The sequence below is a fragment of the Streptomyces sp. 8N616 genome, from assembly GCF_052246385.1.
Taxonomy (GTDB): domain Bacteria; phylum Actinomycetota; class Actinomycetes; order Streptomycetales; family Streptomycetaceae; genus Streptomyces.
Genome location: NZ_JBQQBY010000047.1, coordinates 1 through 14452, shown reverse-complemented (window position 1 = coordinate 14452; position 14452 = coordinate 1). Strand labels below are relative to the sequence as shown.

14 protein-coding genes and 1 pseudogene are annotated in these 14452 nt (G+C 72.6%); 6 read left to right on the top strand and 9 right to left on the bottom strand.

All coding sequences use genetic code 11. The features are described 5' to 3' along the window. Window positions 1-108: 108 nt before the first annotated feature. The 3 genes and pseudogenes from ACTWQC_RS31575 to ACTWQC_RS31565 all read right to left on the bottom strand — a co-directional run. A pseudogene (locus ACTWQC_RS31575) lies at window positions 109-249 on the bottom strand (ABC transporter ATP-binding protein); the annotation flags it as partial. A 107-nt stretch (window positions 250-356) separates the two neighbouring features. Continuing rightward, window positions 357-1643, bottom strand: coding sequence for a L,D-transpeptidase (locus tag ACTWQC_RS31570; protein ID WP_443319272.1), 1287 nt, complete (start codon window positions 1641-1643; stop codon window positions 357-359). Between the two features lie 262 nt (window positions 1644-1905). Next, window positions 1906-2325, bottom strand: coding sequence for a hypothetical protein (locus ACTWQC_RS31565; protein WP_443319271.1), 420 nt, complete (start codon window positions 2323-2325; stop codon window positions 1906-1908). A 107-nt stretch (window positions 2326-2432) separates the two neighbouring features. On the opposite strand from ACTWQC_RS31565, the gene ACTWQC_RS31560 reads away from it, so the two are divergent. Continuing rightward, complete coding sequence (locus ACTWQC_RS31560) at window positions 2433-2741, top strand: hypothetical protein (protein ID WP_443319270.1); 309 nt, start codon at window positions 2433-2435, stop codon at window positions 2739-2741. Window positions 2742-2814: 73 nt separating this feature from the next. Here ACTWQC_RS31560 and hutH read toward each other — a convergent pair whose 3' ends face one another. The 5 genes from hutH to ACTWQC_RS31535 all read right to left on the bottom strand — a co-directional run bounded on the left by hutH (window position 2815) and on the right by ACTWQC_RS31535 (window position 10357). Beyond that, the gene (gene hutH, locus ACTWQC_RS31555; protein WP_443319269.1) at window positions 2815-4359 is read right to left on the bottom strand and encodes a histidine ammonia-lyase; all 1545 of its coding nucleotides are present in this window, start codon (window positions 4357-4359) and stop codon (window positions 2815-2817) included. A 1397-nt stretch (window positions 4360-5756) separates the two neighbouring features. Next, window positions 5757-6860 (bottom strand): diguanylate cyclase domain-containing protein, encoded by a 1104-nt coding sequence (locus ACTWQC_RS31550; RefSeq protein WP_443319311.1) that lies wholly within the window; start codon window positions 6858-6860, stop codon window positions 5757-5759. Between the two features lie 216 nt (window positions 6861-7076). Continuing rightward, window positions 7077-7877 carry an enoyl-CoA hydratase/isomerase family protein gene (locus ACTWQC_RS31545; RefSeq protein ID WP_443319268.1) on the bottom strand — a complete coding sequence of 267 codons (801 nt, stop codon included), beginning with the start codon at window positions 7875-7877 and terminating at the stop codon, window positions 7077-7079. Window positions 7878-8034: 157 nt separating this feature from the next. After that, the gene (locus ACTWQC_RS31540) at window positions 8035-9126 is read right to left on the bottom strand and encodes an adenylate/guanylate cyclase domain-containing protein (protein ID WP_443319267.1); all 1092 of its coding nucleotides are present in this window, start codon (window positions 9124-9126) and stop codon (window positions 8035-8037) included. A 346-nt stretch (window positions 9127-9472) separates the two neighbouring features. Beyond that, on the bottom strand, window positions 9473-10357 hold the full coding sequence (locus tag ACTWQC_RS31535; RefSeq protein WP_443319266.1) for a biotin--[acetyl-CoA-carboxylase] ligase: 885 nt from the start codon (window positions 10355-10357) through the stop codon (window positions 9473-9475). A 168-nt stretch (window positions 10358-10525) separates the two neighbouring features. Between ACTWQC_RS31535 and ACTWQC_RS31530 the strand changes: the two genes are divergently transcribed. The 4 genes from ACTWQC_RS31530 to ACTWQC_RS31515 all read left to right on the top strand — a co-directional run bounded on the left by ACTWQC_RS31530 (window position 10526) and on the right by ACTWQC_RS31515 (window position 13369). After that, entirely contained in the window at window positions 10526-12115 is a 1590-nt protein-coding gene (locus ACTWQC_RS31530; RefSeq protein ID WP_443319265.1) for an acyl-CoA carboxylase subunit beta, read from the top strand. A gap of 50 nt (window positions 12116-12165) precedes the next feature. Beyond that, window positions 12166-12372 (top strand): acyl-CoA carboxylase epsilon subunit, encoded by a 207-nt coding sequence (locus ACTWQC_RS31525; protein ID WP_443319264.1) that lies wholly within the window; start codon window positions 12166-12168, stop codon window positions 12370-12372. Between the two features lie 192 nt (window positions 12373-12564). Further along, entirely contained in the window at window positions 12565-12690 is a 126-nt protein-coding gene (gene mmpB / locus ACTWQC_RS31520) for a morphogenic membrane protein MmpB (protein ID WP_443319263.1), read from the top strand. Between the two features lie 76 nt (window positions 12691-12766). Beyond that, window positions 12767-13369 carry a Maf family protein gene (locus ACTWQC_RS31515; RefSeq protein WP_443319262.1) on the top strand — a complete coding sequence of 201 codons (603 nt, stop codon included), beginning with the start codon at window positions 12767-12769 and terminating at the stop codon, window positions 13367-13369. 31 nt (window positions 13370-13400) lie between these two features. Here ACTWQC_RS31515 and ACTWQC_RS31510 read toward each other — a convergent pair whose 3' ends face one another. Continuing rightward, on the bottom strand, window positions 13401-13853 hold the full coding sequence (locus ACTWQC_RS31510; RefSeq protein ID WP_443319261.1) for a hypothetical protein: 453 nt from the start codon (window positions 13851-13853) through the stop codon (window positions 13401-13403). Between the two features lie 385 nt (window positions 13854-14238). Between ACTWQC_RS31510 and ACTWQC_RS31505 the strand changes: the two genes are divergently transcribed. Next, a partial coding sequence (locus ACTWQC_RS31505) for a biotin carboxylase N-terminal domain-containing protein (RefSeq protein ID WP_443319260.1) occupies window positions 14239-14452 on the top strand: 214 nt, incomplete at its 3' end.

Here is a 14452-nt window from a genome sequence, read left to right as displayed (position 1 = left end):
GTGGGGCTTCCGTGGGGAATTGGGGCACATGGCTCCGCTTGGGGCTTCACGTGCGGGCTTGCATGCCGGGCCTCATGCGGGCTTGCTGCACGGGCCTCATCCGGAGCCTCATGCGGGCGAACGGTCGGTGACCGTCACCCTGCCCTGGTGGATGGTCGCGAGGCGCGGCGAGCGGCGGGCGATCGCACTGTCGTGCGTGACCATGATGAAGGTCAGCCCGTGCTCCTTCCACAGGCCCTCCAGCAGGTCACGATGAGAGCCGACCTGAGAAACGCGACGGCGGCGGTACGCGCCCCCTTCCGGGGGTACGTACCGCCGCCGTACGGAGATCCGCAGCCCGTGGCTACGGGTCGGCGTCAGGCGCCGGTTGCGCTACCTGCCACCCACTCGCTCCACGGCAGGTTCCAGCCGTTGAGGCCGTTGTCCGGGGCGATGGTCTTGTCCTCGGAGTTCTTGACCACCACGACATCGCCGGTGAGCGAGTTGTCGTAGAACCACGCGCCGGGCTGCTTCGGGTCGTTCGCGCCCTTGACGTCGTTCAGGCCGACGCAGCCGTGGCTGGTGTTGGCGCTGCCGAAGATCGAGTCGGCGCCCCAGTAGTTGCCGTGAATGAAGGTGCCGGACGAGGACAGCCGCATCGCGTGCGGCACGTCCTTGATGTCGTACTCGCCCTTGCCGTTCTTCTTCTTGAAGCCGACGGTGGAACCGTTCATCCGGGTCTCCTTGAACTTCTCGGAGATCACCATCTGGCCGTTGTACGTCGGGTTCTCGGGGCTGCCCGCGGAGATCGGGACGGTCTTGATCGTCTTGCCGTCGCGGACCACCGTCATCTGCTTGGTCTTGGCGTCGACCGTGCTCACCTGGCTACGGCCGGTCTTGAAGGTGACGGTCTTCTCCTGGACGCCCTGCACGCCCGGCGCACCCTCGACGCCGTCGAGGGCGAGTTTCAGCGTCACCGTGGAACCGGCCTGCCAGTACTCCTCGGGACGGAAGTCCAGGCGGTTGCCGTTGAACCAGTGGCCGACGACCTCCTGGCCGCTGCTCGAGGTGACCGTGATGCCGGACTGGACGTCGGCCTTGTTGGTGATCGCCTTGTCGAAGTTGATCGACACCGGCATGCCGACACCCACGGTCGAGCCGTCCTCCGGCGTGAAGTTGCCGATGAAGCTGTTGGCCGGGGAGACGGTCGTGATGGTGGAGTTCTCGTTGGCCTCGCGGCCCTTGGCGTCCTTCGCCTCAGCGCTGATCTTGTACGTGGTGGACCGCTCCAGCTGGGCGTCCGGCTTCCAGGACGCGCCGTCCGGGGAGATCGTGCCCGCGACCTCGGCGCCGGTCTCGACGGCCGTCATGGTGACCTTGGTGAGCTTGCCGCCCGCCACCTTGACCTTGACGTCGCTGTTGATGCCGGCGTTGTCGGCGCCGTCCTTCGGCGTGATCGCTATTCGAGCGTCGGAAGCGTCCTTGGCGGCCGCCTCGTCGACCTGCGCCTGCGACTTGGCCTGGCCGCCGTTTCCGCTGCCATTGCCGCTGTCGTCGCCGGCGTCACCGCCACAGGCCGTGAGCGTCAGTGCACCGCCGAGCAGCACGGCCGTCAGAGCCAGCGCCCTGCGGTGCTTACCGTCCGTCATCACACGCTTCTCCATCGCTATGGTTTCCCCTGAATCCCCGATCCGGGCCACGGGTGCAGATGTCCCGGTCACCCGAGAAGAACACGAATTCCTATTCGTCCGGTTCCCTCACAGCTGGAAATGTGGGGAACACCACGTTCGGCGCGGGAACACCCCGGGCCGTGCGGGGGCTGCCCGGGGTCTCCGGCTCGCCTGGCTCACGCCCTCCCGGCGCCGCCTTCCCCATTCGGGCGGTCTTCATCCTCACGGATGATGCGGGATCCGTCGAGGTCCCCGCTCACATCCTCCGCGCATTCTGCTCGCCACCCCCTCCGACCTGGTCGTTTTCGCCCGCGCTCCCGTCCTCGTCCATGTCCTCGTCGTCGCCCGTGTCCTCGTCCATGTCCTCGTCATCGAGGCCGAGGTCCCATTCCGCGGAGTTCGGGTCGTACTCGATCTGCTCACTGCTCCAGGACGCCTGCGCCAGCTCGACCCCGGGGACGCCGCCCACCAGCTCGAACGGGTCGACGAGATAGGCCAGCGCCTCCGCGTCGTCCTCCTGGACCGCCGCCCTGGCGTGGCCGCGCTCGTCCTCCGGCATGAACGCGTCGGAGTCGATGTGGTCGAGGGCCGCACCGGTGAGGTCGCCTGGGCCGATGACCTCGAGGACCAGTTCCACCCGAAGCCGTACGAATCGTGATGTCTCAGCAGTAGTCATGCGCGGAGCGTAAGGGGCCCGCGGACCGAGACTTTCCCGCGACCCGCGGCACTTACTAACATCAGCCCGGACGGCCAAGTCTCCTATGCCGCAAGGGGGTCCGTTCCGTGTCCGCACGCCGCCCGCTGCTGACCGCCACCGCCGCGGGTTCACTGCTCTTCGCGCTGTGGTTCGTGCCTTCGGCGAACGCGACGGTCGAGCGGGGCACGGCGGACGCGCGCAGCGAGTCCCCGGGCTCCGCCGCCGCTCCGTCCGAACCTCAGAACGGCGCGAAGGACCTTTCCCAGGACCTCTCCCTCGCCGACACCGGCAGCGTGGACACCACGCCGTATCTCGTGGGCGGGACGCTCTTCCTCGGCTTCGGCGCGGCGATGGTCGCGTATGCGGCGCGGCGCGCCGGTACGAGCGCGCTCTGACCCGTAGCGGGGCGGTACGGGGCCCAGCTGTGCGCCGGCCCCGTAACGCCGCCGTATCGCGAACCCTGGGGCCTCAGGCCAGCGGGCCCGTCACCGGCTCCACGGCCCGCACGAGCCCCCCGGACCGTACGAAGGAATCCGCCGCCGCGAGGTCCGGCGCCAGGTAGCGGTCGCCGCCCGGCCCCCGGACGCCCGCCTCGCGCACGGCCGTCAGCACCGCCCGCGTCGCCGGCGCCGGGAGGAGCCCCTCGCGCAGCTCGATCGCGCGGGTCGCGGCGACCAGCTCGACGGCGATGACGCGGCCGAGGTTCTCGACGGAGTGGCGCAGCTTGCGCGCCGCGGACCAGCCCATCGAGACGTGGTCCTCCTGCATCGCGGAGGACGGGATCGAGTCCACCGAGGCGGGTACGGCCAGCCGCTTCATCTCGCTGACCAGGGCCGCCTGCGTGTACTGGGCGATCATCAGGCCGGAGTCGACGCCGGGGTCGTCCGCGAGGAAGGGCGGCAGTCCGTGCGAGCGGTTCTTGTCGAGCAGCCGGTCGGTGCGGCGCTCGGCGATCGACGCGAGGTCGGCCGCGGCGACGGCGAGGAAGTCCAGGACGTACGCGACGGGCGCGCCGTGGAAGTTGCCGTTGGATTCGACCCGGCCGCCGGGGAGGACGACGGGGTTGTCCACGGCGGCTGCGAGCTCGCGGTCGGCGACCACGCGCGCGTGAGCGAGGGTGTCCCGGCCCGCGCCCGCGACCTGCGGGGCGCAGCGCACGGAGTACGCGTCCTGGACGCGCGGCGCATCGTCCTGGTGGTGGCCGGTCAGGCCGGAATCGGCAAGGACTTTGAGCATGTTGGCGGCGCTGGCCGCCTGGCCCGGGTGCGGGCGGATGGCGTGCAGCTCGGGCGCGAGCACCTTCTCCGTGCCGAGCAGGGCCTCGAGGGAGAGCGCGGCCGTGATGTCGGCCGCGGTGAACAGCCGCGCGAGGTCGGCGCAGGCCATGACGAGCATGCCGAGCATGCCGTCGGTGCCGTTGAGGAGCGCGAGGCCCTCCTTCTCACGGAGGACCACGGGCTCGATGCGGTGGGCTTCGAGCAGCTCGTGGGCGGGGCGGACGACGCCGTCGGGGCCTTCGGCGTCGCCCTCGCCCATGAGGGTGAGGGCGCAGTGCGAGAGCGGCGCGAGGTCGCCGGAGCAACCGAGGGAGCCGTACTCGTGGACGACGGGGGTGATGCCCGCGTTGAGGATCGCGGCCATGGTCTGCGCGACCAGCGGACGGACGCCCGTACGGCCGGAGCAGAGGGTCTTCAGCCGCAGGAACATCAGCGCGCGCACGACTTCGCGCTCGACGCGCGGGCCCATGCCGGCAGCGTGCGAGCGGACGATGTTGCGCTGCAGCTGGGTGCGCAGCCCGGGGCTGATGTGCCGGACGGCGAGCGCGCCGAAGCCGGTCGAGACGCCGTAGACCGGGTCCGGCTTGGCGGCGAGCGCATCGACGACCTCCCGCGCGGCCCCCAGCGCGTCCAGCGCCTCGCGGGACAAGTCAACCCGCGCCTCTCCGCGGGCCACGGCAACAACGTCCTCAGCCGTGGCCCCGGCCGTCCCCACCACCACATTGTGCATATCCATATTCAGGAACCCTAGAGAGTGAATCCCCGAAAGTCACCAGCGGGCCCCTCGCCGGGAGGGCCGCTCAAGCGAACTCCCTCCCCGGGGGGCCGCTCCGCCAGTGCCTCGCCGGGAGGGCCGCTCCGCGAAGTCCCTCCCCGGGGGGGCCGCTCCGCGAGTGCCTCGCCGGGAGGGCCGCTCCGCGAACTCCCTCGCCGGGAGGGCCGCTCCGCGAACTCCCTCGCCGGGAGGGCCGCTCCGCAAAGTCCCTCGCCGGTGGGCCGCCCCGCGGAGGGGGCTGCGCCCCATCGCGCAGCGGCTCCCCTCGCCGAGGGGGCCTGCGCAGACCTCCACACCGGGCGACCGCCCCGCGAACGGGCCGGCAAAGGAACCACGCCCCGCCGCCGGGCGACCGCCCTACGAGTTCCCCAGCGGTGACGCTTCACCGCGACGCGCCACCAGGGCAAGCCGCGAAAGCGAGCTCCCTCGGCGGGAAGCCGCCGCCCCGCCAGGGGCCCGCCCACGGATCGCAGCCCCGTCGGGCAGCCAGCCTTCAGGCCCGGCCCCGGGAGGGTCGCCTCGTCAAATACGCGGCGGACGACCGCGGAAACGAGCCCCCTCCGCGGCCAGGCCGCCCGCAGCGGCCGAGCGGCCACCGAAGACAGCCCCTCGGCGGCGAGATGGCCCCGCGCCAGGGGCCCGCCCACGGGCCGCAGACCCGCCCACGGGCCGCAGACCCGTCGGAAAACCGGCCTTCGGGTTCCCGACCTCGAGAGGACCGACCGCCTCGTCGCCACGCGGCGCGGGCGCGGAAGCGAACACCCTCGGCGGGGAACCGCCCCGCCGAGGGGAACCCGCAGGCGGGCCGAGCGACCGCCGACCAACCAGCCTTCACGTTCCCCGGCCCGGGGAGCCGGCGCGCCGCCACCGCGGCGCCGAGCGGCCGCGGAAGCGAGCCCCGCTGGGCGGGGAGCCGCACCGCGCCAGGGGCCCGCCCATGGGCCGCGGGGCCGCCGGACAGCCGGTCTTCGGGTTTCCCGAGGCCCGGAGGGCCACCTCGCCGGTACGCGGCGGAGGACGACCGCGGGGGCGAACACCCTCGGCGGCGGAGGCCGCACCGCGGCAGGGGGCCCGCCCGCGGGCCGAGGGTCCGCCCGCGCGCCAGGCGCCCGCCCGCCGCGGGGCACTTGTGTTCCCTCCGGCGCGCCATGCCCCTGAGGCCAGGCAGGGCCGGCCCTTGCAGGGGAGGCGAGGGCGGCGCGGGCGGCGGGGCGCGTGGCCAGGCCGCTCGCCGCCGTGCGGCCCAGGGGGTGCGGCATGCCGGCGTTACGGCTCCGTGCTCAGGCCGGTCGCCGCCCCGCGGCCCGTGGCCCGGCGCCACGCGGGCTTCGGCGCACGGGGTGCCCGCCAGGCGTGCGTTATGACTCCGTGCGGCTGCGGAAGCGGCGGCGGTCCGGGCCGGGTTCCGGGGGAGTCTCCGCGAGGCGGACCACCGGGTCGTCGGGGCCCTCGCGGCCCGCCACGACCGGCTTCTCCGAGCGGGCCGCCTTCGCCCGGTACTGCGCCGCGTCCGCGAGCCGGAAGAGCCGGCGCGCGGACCGTACGGGCCCGATCTGCTCGCCCGTGGAAGCGACCCCGCAGGCGACGCCCTCGCCCAGCTCCAAGTCGCCCGCCCGGCGGCACAGTTCATCCGCCGCGTGCACCACGTCGTCGGCCGGCGGCCCCACCGCCAGCAGGCAGAACTCGTCGCCGCCGAGCCGCGCGACCAGGGCGCCCGGCAGCGCCGCCCCGCACAGCGACAGCAGCGAGCCGAAGCGTTCCAGCAGGCGGTCGCCGACCGCGTGGCCCATCGAGTCGTTGACCTCCTTGAGGCCGTTGATGTCGCAGACCACGAGGCTGACCACCGTGCCGTCCGCCACGTGCCGGTCCACCGCCTCGTCGAGGCGGAGGTCCACCAGCCGGCGGTTCGCGAGCCCCGTCAGCGGGTCCGTGAACGCGAGCCGGCGTGCCTCCTCCAAGCGCTCCGTCTGCGCGATCCCGGCCGCCGTCACGGCCGCCAGTACGGTCGCGAAGTCCGCGTCGTCCCGGCCGAAGACCGGTTCCCCGGCCCCCCGCGCCACGTACAGCTCGCCCCACGCCCGCCCGTGCAGCACGATCGGCGCGACCACGCAGCAGCCGCGGCCGCGCCGCTGGAGGGCGGCCACGCGCTGGGTGCAGTAAGCACCGGACACAGGCCCCGCGCCGGGGCCGTTCGCGGTCTCCACCCATGCGTTGGGCTCGCCGCCCCCGGCCCACCGGTCATGCAGAAACTCGGCGATCTCCGGGAACTCGTGCACCGGGTAGGACTCGTCCTCGGGGAACTCCTCCTCGCCTTCGGCGAGTTCGCCGGTGTTGACGAGCACCCGGAGCCGCCCCAGCTCCCGCTCCCACACCGACAGCGCGGCGAAGGTCCCGCCCAGCGCCCGCATGGCCCCGGCCGCCGCAGCGCGCGCGGACTCGCGCGGAGTCTGCGCGGCGGCCATCGCCTGGGCCAGGCCCACGACCGCCCGCAGCCGCGCATCGCCCCCGCCGCCGTCGTACGACACGGGCACCGGCACCTCACATTCCGTAACCGAGTGCGCACCTCGCACTCCAGCCTAGGAACATTTGATGGCATTCGCCCCGTTCCGGGGAATGGCTTTCGCTCACGCCCCCGGCCTGCCCCCCGGACCGGCTCCCCCGGGCGCTGCTCCGCCCGCCTACTCCCCCGGCCAGTCCGGCGTGCGCTTCTCGTTGAAGGCCGCGACGCCCTCCGCCCGGTCCCCGGAGAAGGCCACACTCCGCCAGGCCGCGTCCTCCACCTCGAGACCGGCCCGCAGGTCCAGCCCGTGCCCGAGCCGCAGCGCCCGCTTGGCCGCCCGCAGCCCGACCGGCGAGTTCGCGGCGATCCGCCCGGCGAGCGCCAGCGCCTCCGTACCGTCCGCGCCCTCCTCGACCAGCAGGTCCACGAGCCCCAGTTCCCGGGCCTCCTCCGCCGCCACCCGCCGCGCCGTGAACACCAGCTCGGCGGCGCGGGCCGCGCCCACCCGCCGCGGCAGCAGCTGCGTCCCGCCGCCGCCCGGGATCACGCCCACCGACACCTCCGGAAGACCGAGGACGGCGGTCCTGTCCGCCACGATCAGATCGCAGGAGAGCGCGATCTCGAACCCGCCGCCGAGTGCGAAGCCGTGCACCGCCGCGATGGTGGGCATCGGCAGCTCCAGCACACCGGTGTACGCGGCCCTGGTCACCGGCCGCTGCCGCAGCAGCTCCGCGTCCGTGAAGGAGTTGCGCTCCTTGAGGTCCGCGCCGACACAGAACGCCCGCTGGTGGCTCGAGGTCAGCACCACGACCCGCGCGGACCGGTCCGCCGCCAGCGCACCGCACGCCTCCGCGAGCGCCCGCGCCATCTCCGTCGAGACGGCGTTCATCGCTTTGGGGCGGTCCAGTACGAGCTCTGCGACGTGCTCGCCGTGCCGCCGTACGGCGACCCACTCCCCGTACCGCTGCTCGCTGCCCATGCGCCCTCCGCTCTCCCCGTTCCCGCTCCGGGTTAACGACCGTGAACCTGCGCGAGGCATCATCGCACCCGGGACAGAACTCCGCTGGTTCAGGCCGGCTCGGCACAGCCGGACAGCGACACAGCGGTCGCCCGCCGTCGGGGCGGAAAGATCTTGCCTACCCCCGCCGGGTCAGCAGCCACGGCTCCACGACCCCGAGGCCTCGCACCGGCCGCTGCCACATCGGCTGCAGCGCGAACCGGTACGCGGAGGCAGGGCTGCGGCCCTCCTTCTCCGCCTTCGCGGCCTCCGCCTCCGACTCGGGCGCGTCGCCCGAGCGCATCAGCTCCTCCGCGAACGCCCCGTCCACCAGCACCGCGTCCTTCGGCGCTATCGATGTCAGGCGGCTCGCCAGGTTGACCGTCGTCCCGAAGACGTCGCCCATCCGCGTCGTCACCGTCCCGAAGGCGATGCCGACCCGCAGCTCCGGCATCGTCTCGTCGTGCGTCATCGTCTCGATCAGCCGCAGCCCGATCTCGCTCGCGATCCCCGCGTCGTCCGCCGCGAACAGGACCTCGTCCCCCAGGGTCTTGATGAGCCGCCCGCCGTGCGCCGCGACCAGATCCGCGGCCGTGGTCTCGAAGGCCTCGACCAGCTCGCCGAGCTCCTCCTCCTCCAGCCGCCGGGTCAGCCGGGTGAAGCCCACGAGGTCCGCGAACCCGACCGCGATCCGCCGCTCGACCATCTCCTCGTCGTCCGCGGCCTGCACCACGCGCCCGGTGGCCGCCGCGAGCTGCCGCCGCCACACGTACACCAGGAACTCCTCGAGCTCCGGCAGCAACAGCTCGACCAGCGGATACGTGACCTCGGTGCGGGTCATCCCCGGCTCCGGCGGCTCGGTGAGCCCCTCCAGGAAGGAGTCGATCTGCCACTCCGCGAGCCGCGCCGTGGTCTGCCCGGTGGACCGCGCCACCTGCACCGCCATGGGCTCGCTCAGCAGCCCGGCCTCGACCAGACCCGCGAGCCGCCGCAGCGCCAGCACGTCCGCCTCCGTCAGCGCCTTGGCCTGCCCGATGTCGGCGAATCCCATGGCCCGCCAGAACCGGGAGGCCAGCTCCATCGAGACCCCGGCGCTGCGGGCCGCCTGGAAGGGGGTGTAGCGCCGCTCGGAGCCGAGGATCAGCTGCTCGATCCGGAGGGCGAGCGGGTTCTCCTCGGGCGGCTCCTCGCCAGGAGCGGAGGCGGCAGAAGAGGGCTCGTCCACGGTCACCGCCCGCCCCCAAGCCGTGTCTCCCAGGTCCCCGCGGGCCCGCGACGCGCCCCTGGCCTTCGGCAGGGGGAACCCCAGCCACCGCACCTCGCTGCGTTGTCGGGCCCGTCCGAGTACGCCCAGTACGAGGACGACCTCCCCCTGGCTCCGCCGGGGGTGCCCCCACCGCCTTGCGATGCACGGCACCAGACGCCGCGGGCTGATCCACGGGGACCTGGGAGACACGGCCTGGTCCGATCCCTGCGCACAGCCCTTCCGATCACTTCTCGCCCGCTCCGCCCACTCGGCCCGCTCTCTGCCTGGTCCGGCGCATCAAACGATACGGCAGGTGTGCCCTAGCTCACTCTCATCCGGCAGCCCGTAGATGGACGATGTCCCCGGCGCCCACCGGCTGCTGCACGCCCTCCTTGGTGGCCAGGACGAGCCTGCCGTCGCCGTCGACCGCGACCGCCTCACCGATGATCTCCCGGTCCCCGGGCAGCACCGCGCGCACGGTCCTGCCGAGGGTCGCGCAGCCCGCCGCGTACGCCTCCTGCAGCCGGCTCGCCCCGGGGTCGCCGCCGGCCCCCCGCCAGTCCTCGTACCACTGCTCGAGCGAGCGCAGTACGGCCCGCAGCAGCGGGTCCCGGTCCACCGCGGCCGCGCCCGCCAGCAACAGCGACCCGGCTTCCGGCACGGGCAGTTCGTCCGCGTGCAGCGTGACGTTGAGCCCGATCCCGACCACGACGCCGTCCCCGGCCCGCTCGGCGAGGATGCCGCCGGCCTTCCGCTCCTCGTCGCCGACCTGTACGAGCAGGTCGTTGGGCCACTTCAGCGCGGTGTCGACGCCGGCGGCCCGGGACAGCGCGGTCGCCGTCGCGACCCCGGCGAGCAGCGGCAGCCAGCCCCACCGCTCGGTTGGGACGTCCGGTTCGAGGAACACGGAGAAGAAAAGCCCCGAGCGCGCCGGTGAGGACCAGGTCCGGTCGAGCCGCCCGCGCCCCGCGGACTGCTCCTCGGCGACGAGCACCGCGCCCGCCTCGGCGTCGCCCGCCCTGGCCCGCTCGGCGAGGTCGGTGTTGGTGGACCCGGTCACCTCGACCACGTCGAAGGCGGTCCACAGACCGCCGGGCCGCACGAGGGCCTTGCGCAGCGCGGCGGCATTCAGCGGCGGCCGCTCGAGGTCGGACCAGCGGCCGTGGGCGGGGTCCGGCTGCGGGGAGCCGGGCGTTCCTGGCGGCTTCGGCGTCATGCCGCCAGCGTAGGCCCCGTACCAGCTCAGCCGCCGCCCCGCGAGGGTGCGCGGTGTGTCCAACGCCGCACTGCCATCGCGCAGCGTCGCCGATACGCTACGAGTCAGTAGCCCGTATAACACAGCAGCCCAGGCAGCACACACAGGACGAGCAGGAGCCGCATCCCGATGTCCGAGCCGGATTACGACATTCACACGACCGCGGGGAAGATCGCGGACCTGCAGCGTCGCACCGAGGAGGCGACGCACGCCGGCTCGCAGCGCGCGGTCGAGAAGCAGCACGCGAAGGGGAAGCTGACGGCCCGTGAGCGCGTGAACCTGCTGCTCGACGAGGGGTCGTTCGTCGAGCTGGACGAGTTCGCGCGGCACCGGTCGACCAACTTCGGCCTCGACAAGACGCGGCCCTACGGCGACGGCGTCGTCACCGGCTACGGCACGGTCGACGGCCGCCCGGTGGCCGTGTTCTCCCAGGACTTCACGGTCTTCGGCGGCGCCCTGGGCGAGGTCTTCGGCGAGAAGATCGTCAAAGTGATGGACTTCGCGCTGAAGAACGGCTGTCCGGTCGTCGGCATCAACGACTCCGGCGGCGCCCGCATCCAGGAGGGCGTCAGCGCTCTGGGCATGTACGGCGAGATCTTCCGCCGCAACGTCCACGCCTCCGGGGTGATCCCGCAGATCAGCCTGATCGTCGGCCCGTGCGCGGGCGGTGCGGTCTACTCCCCCGCGATCACCGACTTCACGGTCATGGTCGACAAGACCTCGCACATGTTCATCACCGGGCCCGACGTCATCAAGACCGTCACCGGCGAGGACGTCGGCTTCGAGGAGCTGGGCGGCGCCCGCACCCACAACACCACCTCCGGCGTCGCGCACCACATGGCGGGCGACGAGAAGGACGCCATCGACTACATCAAGTCGCTGCTCTCGTACCTGCCGTCCAACAACCTCAGCGAGCCGCCCGTCTTCCCCGAGGAGGCGGACCTGGCGGTCTCGGACGAGGACCGCGAGCTGGACACGGTGATCCCGGACTCGGCGAACCAGCCGTACGACATGCACCGGCTCATCGAGCACATCCTCGACGACAACGAATTCCTCGAGACGCAGGCGCTGTTCGCGCCGAACATCGTCACCGGCTTCGGCCGGGTCGAGGGCCACCCGGTGGGCATCGTGGCCAACCAGCCGATGCAGTTCGCGGGCTGTCTGGACATCAGCGCCTCGGAGAAGGCCTCGCGCTTCGTCCGTACCTGCGACGCCTTCAACGTCCCCGTGCTGACCTTCGTGGACGTGCCCGGCTTCCTGCCCGGCACCGACCAGGAGTACAACGGCATCATCCGGCGCGGCGCCAAGCTGATCTACGCGTACGCGGAGGCGACCGTCCCGCTCATCACCGTCATCACCCGCAAGGCCTTCGGCGGCGCGTACGACGTCATGGGCTCCAAGCACCTCGGCGCGGACCTCAACCTCGCCTGGCCGACCGCCCAGATCGCGGTCATGGGCGCTCAGGGCGCGGTCAACATCCTGCACCGCCGCACGATCGCCGCGGCCGAGACGCCGGAGCAGGCCGAGGAGGTGCGGACGCGGCTGATCGCCGAGTACGAGGACGCGCTGCTCAACCCGTACACCGCGGCCGAGCGCGGCTACATCGACGCGGTGATCATGCCGTCGGAGACCCGCCGCCACGTCGTCCGCGGGCTGCGCACGCTGCGCAACAAGCGCGCGTCGCTGCCGCCGAAGAAGCACGGCAACATCCCGCTGTAAAGCGGGGCCACAGGGGTACGAGGACGGCGAGAGGCTCAAGGAGGCTGCGCATGTACAAGGTCGTACGGGGCAACCCCACCCCAGAGGAGCTGGCCGCCGCACTAGCGGTGGTCCAGGCGCGCGCCGCGGCGGCGGGGGCCGTCTCCGCAGCGCAGGAGGAGCTCGACGAGTGGGCCGACAAGGCGCGGAACGTGGCGCGGGGCGTGCTGCCGCACCCGGGCCCGAAGGCGTGGCGCAGCTCGTACTGGCCGAGGTGAGCAGGCTCGTACCGGCCCAGGCGAGCAGATGACCTGGTGACCGGCGGGCCCGTGGAGCCGCGGGACCGCCGGGGCCCCGGAGCCCCTGGAGCCCCCGAATCCTCTGGACCAGCGGGATTAGTCCCTCCGGACGGTGCCGCCTGAGTACGCGTACTCAGGCGGCACCGTCGTATCCGACGGAGGATCGAATCCATGCTCTGGTCCGACCCCACCGACGAGCCCCCAGAGGAGCTGCGCCAAGCCGAGGCGATGCTCCGCCGGGCGGGCTGGGTGCTGGCGGTCGCCGTGATCATCATGACGTTGGCGCTGGCCCTCTGAGCCCGGTCGAGCCGGTCGGGAGTCGGTCCGGGCCTGGGGTCCGAGCCGGCCCGGGCCGGTCGATACCCTGGGCTCCATGACCGATCAGCGCCGTCTCGTCCTCGCCTCCGCCTCCCCAGCCCGCCTCGGACTGCTCCGCCAGGCGGGACTCATCCCCGAGGTGATCGTCAGCGGTGTGGACGAGGACGCCATCACCACGGACTCCCCGGAGGAGCTGGCCCGGCTGCTGGCCGAGGCGAAGGCCGCGGCGGTGTCCGTACGGCCGGAAGCCGCGGGCGCGCTCGTCGTCGGCTGCGACTCGGTGCTGGAGCTCGACGGTCAGGCCTTCGGCAAGCCGGTGGACGCCGAGGACGCCACCGCCCGCTGGAAGGCGATGCGCGGGCGCTCGGGCGTGCTGCTGACCGGCCACTGCGTGATCGACACGGCGACCGGCCGCCGGGCCTCGGCGACCGCGTCCACGACGGTCCGGTTCGGGGAACCGACGGACGCGGAGATCGCGGCGTACGTGGCGAGCGGCGAACCGCTGCGCGTGGCGGGCGCGTTCACCCTCGACGGGCGCTCGGCCCCCTTCATCGACGGCATCGACGGCGACCCGGGCAACGTCATCGGCCTGTCGCTGCCCCTGCTCAGGCGGCTGCTCGCCGACGTGGGCGTGGGGATCACCGAACTCTGGGCGTAGAGCCCGCGTTTCGGCGGCGTACGTCCCGGGCTTACGCCTCGGCTGCCGCCGCGGGCGCGGCGGGGGTGTCAGGAGTGTCGGGGGCGTCGGAGCTCCCCGCGGGGAAGGCCAGCAACACCAGCACGACCATCCCGAAGACGACCATCATGAAGGCGAACGCGGCCCAGCCGACCAGCCCGACGGTGAGCGCACCGAGCACGCCGTGCACCACCGCGCAGGTGATGAGCAGGATGCGCGCCAGCCGCCCGGGGGCCCGGTCGCGCAGCGCGCAGCGCCCCAGGACGAGCGCGCAGCTCGCCAGATAGAGGCCGAAGAGCCCGCCCATGACCCAGGTGGAGACGCTCATCGCGTCCGGGTCGAGGCCGCCGAGCGACATGTCCTGCCGGTCAACGGCGATGCCCAGGACCATGTTGAGCAGGACGATCCCGATCGCTTCCAGGAACAGCAGCACGGCCGCCACCGCGGCCACTGGTCTGCGAGCCACCCCCGCCCACCCCACTTCACTCGTTACCCCGAGTACTCAGACATCTGGCACGCTACTAACGGGTAATCCCATAAACAAGGGGTCTGCAGGCTCTGCGGAGGTGTCACCCGGCAGGACGCATCAGATCGGCAAAGTTTCCGTTGCGCGTTCGTAGGGATTCGACAAAGGGCACTTGGCCACCGCTGGTCGACCTGACAGAGACCTTGACCACACCGGAGCACGAGAGTTCCTCGAGATTTCCGGGCGTACCGTGGGACGACAAGGACTTTCAGTCCTCGCTCGGCGCTCGGATGACGCTCCGTGTGGGCAAGGTCACCCCCGGGGCCGACTCGGCAGGCCGTGTCGGCAGTCCCTAAACTCGCCTTGTTTCAAGGAGGGAGCCATCGTGCGCAAGGTGCTCATCGCCAACCGTGGCGAAATCGCTGTCCGCGTTGCCCGAGCCTGTCGGGACGCCGGGATCGCGAGCGTAGCCGTCTACGCCGACCCGGACCGGGACGCTCTGCACGTCCGCGCGGCCGACGAGGCCTACGCGCTGGGTGGTGACACCCCGGCCACCAGCTACCTGGACATCGCCAAAGTCCTCCAGGCGGCCGCCGATT

What these genes read in the sequence shown, in the direction of transcription:
- ACTWQC_RS31525 (WP_443319264.1), top strand. Translation starts at nt 12,166, where the DNA reads ATGTACAAGGTCGTACGGGGCAACCCCACCCCAGAGGAGCTGGCCGCC.
- ACTWQC_RS31570 (WP_443319272.1), bottom strand. Translation starts at nt 1,643, where the DNA reads ATGGAGAAGCGTGTGATGACGGACGGTAAGCACCGCAGGGCGCTGGCT.
- hutH (WP_443319269.1), bottom strand. Translation starts at nt 4,359, where the DNA reads ATGGATATGCACAATGTGGTGGTGGGGACGGCCGGGGCCACGGCTGAG.
- ACTWQC_RS31550 (WP_443319311.1), bottom strand. Translation starts at nt 6,860, where the DNA reads ATGGCCGCCGCGCAGACTCCGCGCGAGTCCGCGCGCGCTGCGGCGGCC.
- ACTWQC_RS31545 (WP_443319268.1), bottom strand. Translation starts at nt 7,877, where the DNA reads ATGGGCAGCGAGCAGCGGTACGGGGAGTGGGTCGCCGTACGGCGGCAC.
- ACTWQC_RS31565 (WP_443319271.1), bottom strand. Translation starts at nt 2,325, where the DNA reads ATGACTACTGCTGAGACATCACGATTCGTACGGCTTCGGGTGGAACTG.
- ACTWQC_RS31530 (WP_443319265.1), top strand. Translation starts at nt 10,526, where the DNA reads ATGTCCGAGCCGGATTACGACATTCACACGACCGCGGGGAAGATCGCG.
- mmpB (WP_443319263.1), top strand. Translation starts at nt 12,565, where the DNA reads ATGCTCTGGTCCGACCCCACCGACGAGCCCCCAGAGGAGCTGCGCCAA.
- ACTWQC_RS31515 (WP_443319262.1), top strand. Translation starts at nt 12,767, where the DNA reads ATGACCGATCAGCGCCGTCTCGTCCTCGCCTCCGCCTCCCCAGCCCGC.
- ACTWQC_RS31535 (WP_443319266.1), bottom strand. Translation starts at nt 10,357, where the DNA reads ATGACGCCGAAGCCGCCAGGAACGCCCGGCTCCCCGCAGCCGGACCCC.